This is a genomic window from Zobellella sp. An-6 (assembly GCF_052487945.1).
On sequence record NZ_CP199259.1, the window covers coordinates 3782501 to 3795815 of the forward strand.

Annotated in this window: 11 protein-coding genes (1 of these 11 only partly in view); 4 read left to right on the forward strand and 7 right to left on the reverse strand. The window is 61.6% G+C overall.

Annotated elements, in window-relative coordinates; all coding sequences use genetic code 11:
* The 4 genes in view from ACT7DK_RS17700 to ACT7DK_RS17715 are tightly spaced (at most 12 nt apart) and all read right to left on the reverse strand, a layout consistent with a single transcriptional unit that may run on beyond the window.
* Positions 1–664, reverse strand: partial view of an ABC transporter ATP-binding protein gene (locus ACT7DK_RS17700; RefSeq protein ID WP_445401475.1) — the 5' portion only. 314 nt of this gene lie to the left of the window's left edge; only the first 664 of its 978 coding nucleotides appear in the window; the start codon lies at positions 662–664; its stop codon lies off the left edge, out of view.
* Entirely contained in the window at positions 664–2466 is a 1803-nt protein-coding gene (locus ACT7DK_RS17705; RefSeq protein WP_445401477.1) for an extracellular solute-binding protein, read from the reverse strand. The genes ACT7DK_RS17700 and ACT7DK_RS17705 overlap by 1 nt, the downstream gene beginning before the upstream one ends.
* A gap of 12 nt (positions 2467–2478) precedes the next feature.
* Complete coding sequence (locus ACT7DK_RS17710; protein WP_445401479.1) at positions 2479–3525, reverse strand: ABC transporter permease; 1047 nt, start codon at positions 3523–3525, stop codon at positions 2479–2481.
* Complete coding sequence (locus ACT7DK_RS17715; protein ID WP_445401481.1) at positions 3518–4537, reverse strand: ABC transporter permease subunit; 1020 nt, start codon at positions 4535–4537, stop codon at positions 3518–3520. Before ACT7DK_RS17715 ends, ACT7DK_RS17710 begins: the two co-directional genes overlap by 8 nt.
* A 248-nt stretch (positions 4538–4785) precedes the next feature.
* Between ACT7DK_RS17715 and metN the strand changes: the two genes are divergently transcribed.
* From metN to rfaH, 4 genes are all read left to right on the forward strand, one after another.
* Positions 4786–5829 carry a methionine ABC transporter ATP-binding protein MetN gene (gene metN, locus ACT7DK_RS17720; RefSeq protein WP_445401483.1) on the forward strand — a complete coding sequence of 348 codons (1044 nt, stop codon included), beginning with the start codon at positions 4786–4788 and terminating at the stop codon, positions 5827–5829.
* Positions 5810–6463 (forward strand): methionine ABC transporter permease, encoded by a 654-nt coding sequence (locus ACT7DK_RS17725; RefSeq protein ID WP_445401485.1) that lies wholly within the window; start codon positions 5810–5812, stop codon positions 6461–6463. The genes metN and ACT7DK_RS17725 overlap by 20 nt, the downstream gene beginning before the upstream one ends.
* A 19-nt stretch (positions 6464–6482) precedes the next feature.
* A complete protein-coding gene (locus ACT7DK_RS17730; RefSeq protein ID WP_445401487.1) occupies positions 6483–7313 on the forward strand; it encodes a MetQ/NlpA family lipoprotein in 831 nt (276 codons plus the stop codon).
* 96 nt (positions 7314–7409) lie between these two features.
* Entirely contained in the window at positions 7410–7907 is a 498-nt protein-coding gene (rfaH, locus tag ACT7DK_RS17735) for a transcription/translation regulatory transformer protein RfaH (RefSeq protein ID WP_445401489.1), read from the forward strand.
* A gap of 15 nt (positions 7908–7922) precedes the next feature.
* Here rfaH and ACT7DK_RS17740 read toward each other — a convergent pair whose 3' ends face one another.
* From ACT7DK_RS17740 to arcB, 3 genes are all read right to left on the reverse strand, one after another.
* The gene (locus tag ACT7DK_RS17740; RefSeq protein ID WP_445401491.1) at positions 7923–9110 is read right to left on the reverse strand and encodes an inverse autotransporter beta domain-containing protein; all 1188 of its coding nucleotides are present in this window, start codon (positions 9108–9110) and stop codon (positions 7923–7925) included.
* Between the two features lie 95 nt (positions 9111–9205).
* Entirely contained in the window at positions 9206–10558 is a 1353-nt protein-coding gene (gene dgt, locus ACT7DK_RS17745) for a dGTPase (protein ID WP_445401493.1), read from the reverse strand.
* Entirely contained in the window at positions 10555–12885 is a 2331-nt protein-coding gene (arcB, locus tag ACT7DK_RS17750) for an aerobic respiration two-component sensor histidine kinase ArcB (RefSeq protein ID WP_445401495.1), read from the reverse strand. The genes dgt and arcB overlap by 4 nt, the downstream gene beginning before the upstream one ends.
* Positions 12886–13315: the final 430 nt, after the last annotated feature.

Genomic DNA, 13315 nt, shown 5'->3' on the forward strand with positions numbered 1-13315 from the left:
GGGCCACCACTCCTAGGTCGTGGGTGATAAAGATCACCGCCATGCCGGTCTTTTGCTGCAGCTCCCGGATCAGGTGCAGGATCTGCGCCTGTATGGTCACGTCCAGGGCCGTGCTGGGCTCGTCGCAGATCAACAGGTCAGGCTCGCAGGCCAGGGCCATGGCGATCATCACCCGCTGGCGCATGCCGCCGGACAACTGGTGGGGGTAGGATCCGAGCCGGGCTTCGGGCTCGGGGATCCCCACCTGGCGCAGCATCTCCGCCGCCAGGGCCCTGCGCTCCCGCTTGCCAAGTTCGGGCCGGTGCAGCTCGTAGACTTCCATCAACTGACGGCCGACGCTGTGCACCGGATTGAGCGCCGTCATCGGCTCCTGGAAGATCATGGCTATCTTGTTGCCGCGGATGCGGTAGCGCTGCTCGGGCGACAGCGCCAGCAGATCCTGCCCCTGGAACAGGGCTCGCCCGCCAACCACCCGGCCGGCGGGCTTGGGCAGCAGCCCCAGCAGGCTCAGCGCGGTCACGCTCTTGCCGCAGCCGGACTCCCCCACCAGCCCCAGGGTTTGGCCCGCCGTCACCGAAAAGCTCACGTCGTCCACTACCCGGAAACTGCCGGCTTCGGTGGTAAAGCTCACCGCCAGATTGTCGACCTTGAGCAGGGGCGTCATCAGGGCTCCTTGCGCCGCCAGGTTTCCACCACTTCCAGCACCGGCTCATAGTGCTTGCCGCCTGCCTTGATCTCGGCCTTGAGTTCCTGGTCGATCCAGAACAGGCCGCCGGTGCTGTGGGGAGCGCCCTCCATCGGCCAGAACAGGGACGGCGACTGGGCCGTACCCTTGGCTTCGGGCAACTTCACATAGCGCCAGTAAGCCTCCCGGGTATAGGGCACCTGGTAGCCGGGGATAAAGATGGCCAGCTCATGCACCCGCTGCTGGATCCGGCGGGAAATGGCCGCCTTGGCGTCCAGATCCATGGTGATCCGGTATTCCTCTATCAGGGTGTCCAGCTGTTCGTCGCTGATATTGAACAGGTTGTTGGTCTGGGGCTTGTCGGCGTTGACCGAATGGAAGAATTCCCAGTACTGGGGATAGAGACCACCGCCGCCCCAGCCCAGCCAGGCCGCCTCATGCTTCTTTTCCAGCATGGCCTTGAAGCCGGTGGCGCCGTCCACCAGGTTGAGCTGCAGATCCAGCCCCGCCTTGCGCGCCTCTTCCCGCAATATCGCCAGCCTGGCGGTATGTTCCTGGGTGGTGTAGGTCACCGCCAGGCTGAGGCGATCATTGGCGGCGTTCATCAGTATGCCGCCGGGACCCTGGCGATCGTAGCCGGCCTCGGCAAACAGGGCCCGCGCCCGTTCGATATCGAACTCCCGGGCCCGGATATCGGTGTCGATAAAGTCGCCATAGCCAGTACCGAAGGTGTGCATGCGCTCGTAGTCGCCCCGCAGTATGGTGTCCAACATGCGCTGCATGTTGATGGCATGAGCGATGCCCTCCCGCACCCGGACGTCCCGCAACCGCGGATGGGCGGTGTTGAGATGCAGCCCCTGGGGCCCCTGCTGGGTGTCGTTGTAGAACCAGATTCGATTGATAAGGCCGTTGCGGTACTCGGGGGTGTCGGTCTTGTCGTGCCACCACTCGGGCAGGATCAGGCCGAAGGTATCCACATCGCCCCGCAGAAAATGCCGGTAGGCGATGTTCAGATCCCGCACCACGCTCAGGCGGATCTCGTCCACGTTGAAACGGTGTTGGTAGTAGCGGAGCTCGTTGCCCCACCAGTCGTCCAGCCGCTTGAAGGTGATGACGCGGCCGCGCTTGACGTCGCTGATCACATAGGCGCCGGTCACCGGCACCACTTCCCAGTTGTAGCGGCGCACCCAGTCTTCGCTCAGCTCGTAGAAATGTTTGGGCTGAGGGGTAAGGCCAAGGGTATTGAGCAGTTCGCGCCGGCTTTTGGGACTGCCGGCCGTCACCGAGATGGTATGGTCGTCGTACTTGGTGATGTCGACAATTTCTTCCGAATAGTAGTTGTTATACCAGGGAGCCCGGATCACCTCGGAGCGCATGAACTCCAGGGCGAACAGGAAATCGTCGGCGGTGACCGGCACCCCGTCGGACCAGCGAGCCGCGGGGTTGAGCCTGAAATACATGGTCTTGTCGTCGTCGCCGAAGGCCCAGTGCGTGGCCAGGGCGGGAAACGGGTTTTCGGTGTCGGGATGCAGGCCGTAGAGGCCGAGCTGGTTTTCCAGGATAAAGGAGCGGAAGGCGGTATTGGAGTCCGGCCCGACGGTGCGGAAGGTAAGCGGGAAGCTCAGCATCATCATGTTGAACTCACCACCCCGCCTGGCCTCGGGCGAGGCGAAGAGGGGGTCCGCGTCATTGGTCTCCCACTGGAGATTGGCGGGCAGTTCGGCGGCCGCCAGGCCGAAGACCAGGCACCAGAGGGTCAGTATCGCAGTCAGTTTTTTCATCGCGTTCCCTGCCTATTCGTAACGGGAAAAATGTTTGGGATCGAAGGCTTCCCGGATCGCCTCGCCGATAAAGGAGACGGTGATCAACACCAGCGACACCGCCGTCACCACCGATGCCACTATCCAGGGCGCATCCAGGTTGTTGACCCCCTGGCGCAGCAGTTCGCCCCAGCTGGGGGTGGGCGGCGCCAGGCCGAAGCCCAGGTAATCGAGCGCCGTCAACAAGGAAATATTGGCCACCACGGTAAAGGGCGCCAGGGTCACCACCATCACCAGGGTATTGGGCAGTATGTGGTGCACTATGACGCGCCAGAGGCCTGCCCCCTGGGCCCGGGCCGCCAGCACATAGTCCCGGGCCTTTTCCTTGTAGGTGAGGGTGCGCATGTACCAGGTGATGCCCATCCAGCCGAACAGCACGTTGATGCCCACGAACAGCAGGAAGTTGGGCTGGGTCAGGGACACCAGTATCATGATCACATAGAGGAAGGGCACCTGGGACCAGATCTCGATAAAACGCTGGAACAGCAGATCGAAGCGCCCGCCGACAAAGCCCATCAGGCAACCCAGCATCACGCCGATGGCATAGCTGGCGGTCAGCGCGATAAAGGCAAAGCCCACCGCCGTGCGAAAGCCGTATACCAGCCGGGCCAGTATGTCCCGGCCCGAGCTGTCGGTGCCGAGCAAGTGCCGACTTTCCAGGCTGGGGGCATGGGGCGGAAAACCGTCGGCGCTGTAGTCCTGCTCATAGGGGCTCCAGGGCACCGGCGGCAGCAGCACCCAGTTGCCGGGCTGGCCGGCCAGATGCTGCTTGAGCTCGCGGTAGTTGGTCTCGTACTGGTAGCCCAGGCCGAAGGTCTCACCGGTGATCACCGCCCCGTAAGTGGGGAAGTAAAGCCGGCCCTCGTACTTGACCAGCAGCGCCCGGTTGCTGGCCCACAGCTCGGCACAGAGTGCCAGCAGTACCATCAGCATAAACAGGCAGAAGGCGTAGTAGCCGCGGCGGATGCTGCGAAAACGCCGCAGTTTCTTCAGGGTCAGGTCGGAGAACAGGCTAGCCATCGAAACGCACCCTGGGATCTACCAGCGCCACACAGATATCCGACAGGATATTGCCCACCAGCATCAGCAGGGAAGTGATGGCCAGTATCCCCATCACCACCGGATAGTCCCGCTCCACCACCGCCTCATAACCGAGCAGGCCCAGGCCGTCGATATTGAAGATCACTTCGATCAGGAAAGATCCGGCGAAGAACACCGAAATCACGTTGCCAAAATGGCTGGCAATGGGGATCAGGCTGTTGCGCAGGGCGTGGCGGGTCACCGCCTTGCGAAAGGGCAGCCCCTTGGCCACGGCGGTGCGCACGTAATCGGCGGACAGGTTTTCCATCAGGCTATTCTTCATGGTCATGGTCAGTACCGCGAAGTCGCCGATGGCATAGGCGACAAGCGGTAGCAGGGCATGATGGAACAGGTTGAGCGCCTTGGGCCAGAAGCCGTCCAGATAATGAAAGTCGTCACCCACGAAGCCCCCCATGGGAAACCAGCCGAGCTGAAAGGCGAACACGGTGAGCAGGAAGATGCCCACCACATAGGCCGGCAGGGCATAGCCGGCGTAGATCAGCATGGAGCTGATGCTGTCGAAACGGCTATTGTGCCTGAGCGCTTTGAGGATGCCGAGGGGGATGGACACCAGGTAGCTGAGGAGGAAAGTACAGATGCCGAAGAAGGCGGAGACCGGCAGCCGCTCCTTGATCAGCTCCCACACCGGCAGGTAGTAGCGGGTCGACTCGCCCAGATCCAGCCGCATCAGCTTGCCCAGCCAGTCCCGGTAGGCTTCCAGCATGGGCTTGTCGAGGCCGTAGAAGGCTTTCAGCTCGTCTATCTGCTCGGAAGACAGCACCTGACTGCCTCGACTGCTCTGGCTGAATTCGCTGGTCTGCAGCTGGCTCTCCATCAGCATCCGTTCCACCGGGCCACCGGGCACGAAACGGGTAATGGCGAACACGACCAGGGTAATGCCCAGAAAGGTGGGGATCAGTAACAGTAACCGGCGCAGAAAATACTGGCCCATAAATTTCCTTTGCTCTCGTTCCCTGAACACGGATTGGCGGGGTCACAACGAATACCCTATCCCATTAACAAGTTATATAGCAAGACCGGTACCAACCGCCGATGATCGCCAGGCTGGCGGGGAAATTTACATTGACTTGGACGTCCAGACGGCCTAGCATCCTCTGCCATTAATAACGCTTGCATGACTTGTCTCTACAGCCATCTGTTATTGCAGTGGATAACCATACCGGAAGGGCTCATCCTCCGATGATCAAACTAACAAATATCACCAAACGCTACGGCGAGGGCGTCGATGCCGTCCACGCCGTGAAGAATATCGATCTGGAGGTCTCCGCCGGCCAGATCATGGGCGTGATCGGCGAGTCCGGTGCCGGCAAGAGTACCCTGATCCGCTGCGTCAACATGCTGGAACGCCCCACCGAAGGCAGCGTGGTGGTGGACGGCCAGGAACTGACCGGGCTCGACAGCCATGAGCTGCCCCGGGCCCGGCGCAAGATCGGCATGATCTTCCAGCACTTCAACCTGCTCTCTTCCCGCACCGTGTTCGCCAACGTGGCGCTGCCACTGGAGCTGGCAGGCATGGACAAGGCCGCCATCCGGCAACGGGTGGACGAGCTGCTGGATCTGGTGGGTCTGTCGCACCGGGCCAAGGCCTACCCCAGCGAACTGTCCGGCGGCCAGAAACAGCGGGTGGCCATCGCCCGCGCCCTGGCCCCCAAGCCCAAGGTGCTGCTGTGCGACGAGGCCACCTCGGCGCTGGATCCGCAGACCACCCAGTCGATCCTCACCCTGCTCAAGGACATCAACAACAAGCTGGGGCTGACCATACTGCTGATCACCCATGAGATGCAGGTGGTCAAGAGCATCTGCGATCGGGTAGCCATCATCAACGACGGCGAGCTGGTCGAGCAGGGCGAGGTGTCCTGGTTTTTCGCCAATGCCAAGACCGATCTCGCCCGGCGCTTTATCGCCTCCACCATCCATCTGGAAATCCCGGAGGAATACCAGCGTCGGCTGTCGGCGGAGCCGGTGGCGGATGCCCTGCCACTGGTGCGGCTCGGCTTTACCGGCGAAACCGTGGACACCCCGCTGATCTCCATCTTGAGCCGGGAGCTGGGCGTGGACGTGACTATCCTCAGCGCCGACATCGAATACGCGGGCGGAGTCAAGTTCGGTTTTATGCTGGCCGAGCTGGACGGCCAGCCGGAGCAGACCCGGACCGCCCTCGCCTATCTTCAGGATCACAAAATTCAGGTGGAGTTACTCGGTTATGTCCGACGCCATGATTAATCTGCTGCTCTCGGCACTGTGGGAAACCCTGATCATGACCTTCGGCTCTGGTGCCATCGCCTGTGCCTTAGGCGTTCCGCTGGGCATTGCCCTGCACGTCAGCAAGCCCGGCCAGATCTGGGAAAACCGCGCCTTCAACAAGGTGCTGGGCACCGTGGTCAACATCGGCCGCTCCATCCCCTTCATCATACTGCTGGTGGCCATCATCCCCTTTACCCGCTTCGTGGTGGGCACCAGCATCGGCACCGTCGCGGCGGTGGTGCCGCTGACCGTGGCCGCCATCCCCTTTGTGGCACGGCTGATGGAAGGCGCCCTGATGGAAATCCCGGCCGGCCTGGTGGAAGCGGCCCAGGCCATGGGGGCCCGCCGGCTGCAGATCATCTACAAGGTGCTGCTGCCCGAGGCCCTGCCCGGCATGCTCAACGGCATCATCATCACCCTGGTGACCCTGGTGAACTATTCGGCCATGGCCGGCGCCATCGGCGGCGGCGGCCTGGGGGATGTGGGCATTCGTTACGGTTATCAGCGCTTCGATCCCCAGATCATGCTGATCACCGTGGTGATGCTGGTAGTACTGGTACAACTCATTCAGAGCGCCGGCGAACGCCTGGTGGCTTATGTGGATCATCGTTGATTTATAAAGGAGTTACCCCATGAAATTAGGTTTCAAATCGCTCGCCACCGTCAGTGTTCTGGCCTCCGCCCTCGCCCTGGCCGGCTGTGGTGAACAGGCCCAGGAAAGCACCCAGGAAGCCGCACCAGCCAAGCCGCTGCGCCTGGGCGTGATCGCCGGCGCCGAAGAGCAGGTGGCGGAAGTGGCGGTCAAGGTGGCCAAAGAGCAGTACAACCTGGAGGTCGAGCTGGTTTCCTTCAGCGACTACGTCACCCCCAACGTGGCTCTGAACGACGGCAGCCTGGACCTCAACGCCTTCCAGCACCAGCCCTACCTGGACAAGCAGATTGCCGACCGCGGCTACAAGCTGGTGGCCGTAGGCAATACCTTCGTTTACCCCATCGCCGGCTATTCCAAGTCCATCCAGTCGCTGGATGAGCTGGCCGAGGGCGCCAAGGTCGCCGTGCCCAACGATCCCACCAACCTGGGCCGCACCCTGCTGCTGCTGGAGCAACAGGGACTGATCGAAGTGAACGATGAGGCCGGGCTGGAAGCCACCACCCTGGATATCACCGCCAATCCGAAAAACCTGCAGATCATCGAGCTGGAAGCCCCCCAACTGCCCCGCTCGCTGGAAGACGTGAGCGTGGCGGTGATCAACACCACCTATGCCTCCCAGATCGATCTGCTGCCCACCCGCGACGGCCTGTTCGTGGAAGACAAGGAATCCCCCTACGTGAACCTGATCGTGGCGCGGGAAGACAACCGGGACGACGAGCGAGTGCAGACCTTCGTCAAGGCCTACCAGAGCGAAGAGGTGTATCAGGCGGCGCTGGAGCTGTTCAAAGGCGGTGTGGTCAAGGGCTGGTAAAGATCCGCTCACAAAGACAGCAAGGCCACGGCAAGCCGTGGCCTTTTTTATTTGTACTGTCATAATAATCATTTAAACCACGCGCCAGGGTGTTCTATGCATAAGTGGTATCTGGCCCATTGCCGGCCCCGGGAAGAAAGCAGGGCACTGCAGAACCTGAACAACCAGGACATCGAGGCCTTCTATCCCTTCGTGGAAGTCCAAAAAATCGTCCGGGGCAAAAGGGTCTGCCGCACCGAAGCCTTGTTTCCCGGCTATCTCTTCGTGCGTGCCGATCTGGATATCACCAGCTCCACGACCATCAGTTCCACCCGCGGTATTCGTAACCTGGTCCGCTTCGGCATCCTGCCCTGCGTGGTCCCTTCTGAACTGGTTTATGAACTGATGTGTCGATCGGACAGTGATGAGCTGCGAGAAAAGCTGAGCGACCTGCCCAAATGCGGCGAGCGTGTGCAGATCAGCCAAGGACCTTTCGCCGGCCTGGAAGCCATCTACCAGGAAGCCGACGGCAATACCCGCGCCATATTGCTACTGACCCTGCTACAGAAGGAAACCCCGGCCAGCATCGCCAACAGCGACTATACCCGTCTGTAAGCCGCCACTCGCAGCCTATTGGCGCTCCAGCACCATCACCTTGTGATACTGCAGGGGCAGGTAGCCATCATAGCGGGCCCCCTTCTCCGGATTTTGCCACCAGTGCCCGGGAGCCATCAACAGGGGCAGCTCTATGCCCAGCCTCAGCCGGGATTCAAATCTGGCCTCGTTATTGGTCAACAGGGAGCCCTGTACACGGAAGACGCGCCAGGGGATGTAGCTGAGCGACCACTGGCGGGAGGCTGCCGCCTCGTATTTGTCACCGCTGCCGAACAGGTTGAGCTGCCGTCCCTGCCATTGGTACTGCTGGCCGGACAGGGTGACCCCGGGCAAGAATGGCAGCCGACCCTCGCCAAACCAGAGTTCGCCCGACGCGGGCCGCTCCCTTCCTCCGTTTCCCGCCCGCCAGGCGGACATGGCACGGTATCGTCCCGCCCCCAGGCTCCAGTCGGCATGACTCAGAAACAACAGCAGGCCACCCCGACGGTGGGAAAACGGTTCCTGATAATCGACCACCGGCTCCAGATGCGCCGCGATCCCTCCCCCCAGCTCCGCTCTATAGCGTAGCCCCAACTGATAGGTCAGCCGCTCCTCCCGGTAGTCCACGCCCAGTTCGCTATGGAATTGCGGCGCCACCGGCAACGCCATGCGGCTGTTCAGGCGGGGGCTTTTGTTGAACAGGGGGAGCTGGTAGTCCCATTCCCAGTCATCGGGATTGAGCCAGGGCAGGGCGGTCAGTTGGCGGGTACCGAAAGACAGGGTGTCGTCGGTCAGGCTGGTGGTCTGCTGCTCCACAAACTTGCCTAGCTCGTCGGTGGCCGCCGCCTTGGCCGCGCTGGCGATGGCCAGCAGCAGTTGGTCGCTCTTGGGGGCAGCGGCGGGGGCCGGAGGCCCCAGCAGAGGCAGCTCTGTCACCGGCCATGGTTCGACCGTCTCCCTGGGTGGAGGCTCGGTGCCGGCAGCCACGGTCACAACCGGCTGCGGTGGCCGATCCGGTACCCAGACCCAGTCGCCGGCGACCAGGGGAGTCATGAAGCGCTCGCGGTTGAACTCCATCCGCAGGACAGGCTCGCTCACCTGATAACGCCTGGCCAGGGAAGGCCAGTCTTCACCGGGAGACACCTGATGCATCACCATCACGGGGCCGGAGGCCAGCACCGGGCTATTCAGGAACAACGAAAAAACCAGTAGCAGATAAAGCATGTTCAGGCTTCCTTGGATCATCCCTCGACATGCCGGGCCTACCGACCGTCGCCAGCGCCTTCTTCCATCCCCTAACCTTTGGTTTCATGGCCGGATCAGCCCTGAAAGCCGCACAACAGGCGGTACTCCTCCAGGACATAAGTGTCGGTCATGCCACTGACGAAATCCAGCAGCAGCCGGACCCGGAAGTACCACTCCCGCTCTCGCTCATCCTCGAAGTAGGCGGCACCCTGGCTGTCCCGACGGTAGGCCGCGAGATGACGGGGCGGCAGTCGATGATAGAGCCGCCGCAGCACCAGGCCGTTGGCATCCTGGCGGCTGTCCAGGCTGGTGAATTCCGCCGCCGACAGCGCCAGCAGGGGGGAAAAGGCCTCCAGCACTCCTTTGAGAGCGGCGAAGCCGGACAGCTCCAGCGCCTCCACTTCCCGTCGCTTGAATACCCGCCGGTGGGCGAATTCCTTCAGCCACTGCAACGCCTGGGCCGGCGCTTCCTCCACCGCCAGCAGGGGAGAGTCATGTATCCCCTCGAGGATGGCCTGGTGGTGCCGGAGATACTGCTCGCTGACCAGGGTCAGCAGATCCCGATTGATGCCCTGGCGGAAGCGGCTGAAAAAACCGGGCTCGGCCATCGTCGCCTGCTGCCAGCAGGATTTGAGGTAGTCATTGCCCTCGCTCAGGAGCGCCTGCTCCAGCTCCGCCAGGCTGAGCACCCCCCGGTCCACCGCGTCTTCCAGATCGGCCACCCCGTAGGCCATGTCGTCGGCCGCCTCCATCAGGTAGGTGAGCGGGTAACGCCCCCTGGCGGTACTCGGGAAGCGGGCCCGGACCTGCTGTACCAAGGGTCGTTCACTGAAGAAATGCCCCGGCTTCTGCTGCCACAGCCCCGAGGTCTTGCGCTGGTAGGCACCGCGCACGTACTTCTGCAGCGCGGCGAGCTGGCTCAGGGTCAGGTTCAACCCCTGCAGGCTGTGCAGCAGCCGCAGGCTCTGGGCATTGCCCTCGAACTGACGCAGATCCGCCATCAGCATGGGCCATTGGCGGGAGCCCTTGCCCACCGCCTGGCGGAACAGCGCCGGCAGGCGTGAGCCGAGCCAGTCGATGATCACCACCTCGCCGAAATGCCCGAAGGGCGGGTTGCCCACGTCGTGCAGCAGACAGGCCATTTCCACCAGGCTGATAAAGGCTTCCTTGTCCACTTCCTGCGCCACTCCGGGCAAGACCCGGAGCGCCAGCTGCCGGCCGGTCTCCTTGACCTCCAGGGAGTGGGTCAGGCGGCTGCGCACCGACGCCTTGACGTCGAGGGGAAACACCTGGGTCTTCTGCTGCAGCCGGCGCACCGGCGAGCACTGCACTATGCGGCTGCGATCCGCCTCTATCGCTTCCAGCGGCGTCTCATCCGTTGTCCCCTGCCACCGTTCACCCAAGATCAGCTCCCGATAAAGGCTCATGCTCTGCTCTCCAGCCAGTGCCGCAAGATCGCCAGGTCGGCGGGCAGCAGCCGGTTCAGCTCCTCGACCCAGTATTCCACCTGTTGCCACCAGCCGGGCAAATCGGGGCTCTGGATCCGCTGGGCCAGTTGCTGTACCCGCTGCAGCCCCACCGAGCCGGCTGCGCCCTTGATCTTGTGGGCTTCATCGACGATATCCTGCTGCTGTTTTTCCATCATGTATTGGTTGAGCCGCGCCAGATAACCGCCCGCCATGTTTTCCAGCAACTCGACGCTGGACAGCAGGGTCAGGGCGCCGACCGTCGCCACATAATCCTCCAGAAAGACCCGATCAAGCACCCCCTCTGTCTCCGGTTCGATTTGGGGACAAGCCGTCGTCACCGGCTGCGGACGGTGGGCGAAGAAACGGGCCAGCACTCCCTTGATGGCCTTGGAAGAGAGAGGCTTGCTGATGGCATCGTCCATGCCCTTGGCCAGGTATTGCTGCTTGTCGCTGATCAGGTTGGCGGTCAAGGCCACCAGGGGTGGCAAGGACTGGCTCCTTTCCCGCGCTTCGTCCCGCAGCCGGGCGGCGATATCGAAGCCGGTCATGTCCGGCAACTGGATATCGAGGAACACCAGGTCGAAGGCCTGTCCGGCCAGCAGGGCGAAGGCCTCGGCCCCATCTCGGGCCACGGTGACCCTGTGGCCCAGCTTTTCCAGCAGGGCGCAGGCGACCGTGATGTTGAGTTCGACGTCCTCCACCAGCAGCACCGACAGGCAGGGCAGCCGGGACAGGGCAGGATCCTCCACCGGCGCCTGGGCGGTGGGTACCGTGATGGTGACGCTGAAACAGGAGCCCTCCCCCGGCTCGCTGTCCAGCTCTATGGTGCCGTGCATGGCGTCCACCAGTTGCTGGGACACCGCCAGGCCGATGCCGGTGCCGGTCGCATGCTTCTTGCCTTCGATCTGGAAGTAGAGGGCGAAGATCTTCTGCTGCAGCTCCGCCGGAATGCCGATGCCAGTGTCCTCGATATCGAAGCGCAAGGTCACCTGTCCCGGCGTCAGTTCGTCGGCCATGCAGCGGATGGTGACGCCGCCGTCGTCGGTGAACTTGACCGCGTTGCCCACCAGGTTCCACAACACCTGACGCAGCCGGGTACCGTCGGCCAGTATCCATTCGGGTATGTCTCCGTCCCGGTCGAAGTGCAGGTAGAGCCCCTTCTGCTCCGCCTGCAGCCGGGCCAGGCTCTCCAGATCGTCGAGAAAACCGGGGAAGTCCATCGGCTCCGGCGCCAGTTCCAGTCGGCTGCGATCCAGTTTGTCCAGGTCGATGATGTCGTTGAAGATGTTGCCCAGGGTGACGGCGCTGAAATGGATGGTCTTGAGGTGCTGCCGTTGCTCGGTGCTCAATTCGGTAGCCAGCAGGATCCGGCTCAGGCCCACTATCCCGTTGAGCGGGGTGCGCAGTTCGTGGCTGATGGTGGAGATAAAGGTGGTCTTGTCGCGGCTGGCCTTTTCCAGCTCCTCCTGGTAGCGCTTGCGCTCGGTGATGTCGCGACCGAAGCCGAGCAGCCCCAGCCGCTTGCCGTTGCGATCGAAAAAGGGCACCTTGCGCAGTTCGAAGCAGGCCCGCCGTCCGTCCGGATACTGCAACCACTGTTCGTAGGTCTGGCTCTCATTGCGGGCAAACACTTCCTTGTCGGTTTCCACCACCTTTTCCGCCACGTCCTCCGGGTAGACGTCATGGGGGGTCAGGCCGATAAGCTCCTTCTCCTGACGGCCGAGCAAGTTCTCCATGGCCCTGTTGCAGCCGGAAAATTCTTCCAGCTCATTGCGGTAATAGACCAGATCCGGAGAGGTATCGATAAAGGAACGCAGCAGGGCCGAGCGCTCCTGGGATTCCATCTGCGCTTTTTCCCGCTGATAGACTTCCGCCTCCAAATCCTCGATGGCCTGCTGACGAGCGGCCTCCGCCCTGTGGGTTTCCTCTATCTGGCGGTTGAGCAGCTGTATCTTCTCCTGCAATTCACTGTTGAGCTCCAGATCCCGCTCCCGCATCTGCTGCAGCCGCTGCACCAGGCGACTGAGCCGCTGGCGGGAGTCTTCCAGCTGATCCACCACCACCGACAGGAAATACACCGCCCAGGGTGTGACCAGCAAGCCGAAGAAGATGGAACGCACCAGATCAATGGACTCAACAGAACCTCTCAAGAACAGGGTTACTCCCACCTGGATAAAGATCGCCAGCAGGATGATGCAGGCCGCCAGCAGCATGCTGAAGCGCACTATGCCCAGCTTGGTCATCAGATCAACATAATATTGGGCCCAGGTTTTTATGGGTTTCATCGACTTTTTCCTGTCAACAACGACAAGGAGGCAGGATACCGGCTTAGGGACAGGCTGTCATGCCGAGTGCGGTGCTAACGAAGTCGCCCCGATCCTGAACGAGGATTGTCGTTGTCGGTCAACAAGTAACTTTATGTCAGGCGTGCCTTTTCGGGTTGCCAGCGACTAAAAAAAGAAATATTATGCATTAAAAATGAATTTATAGGCATATGATGTAAAAGGATTTTCTCTCTGCGGTCTCTCCCCAGGCGGTCGGCTCAGAGGTAAAAATTGCGAGCCAGCTCAAAGCTTGCTGTCAAAGTGTAGTAAAAAAACAACAAAAAACGTTGTAATTTATATTATCCTGCAACATCACCATAACCAAGATAAAGTATCGAAAAAAAACATATATGTGAGATTTATAACCAAACATCTGGGTTTTTCATTGAAA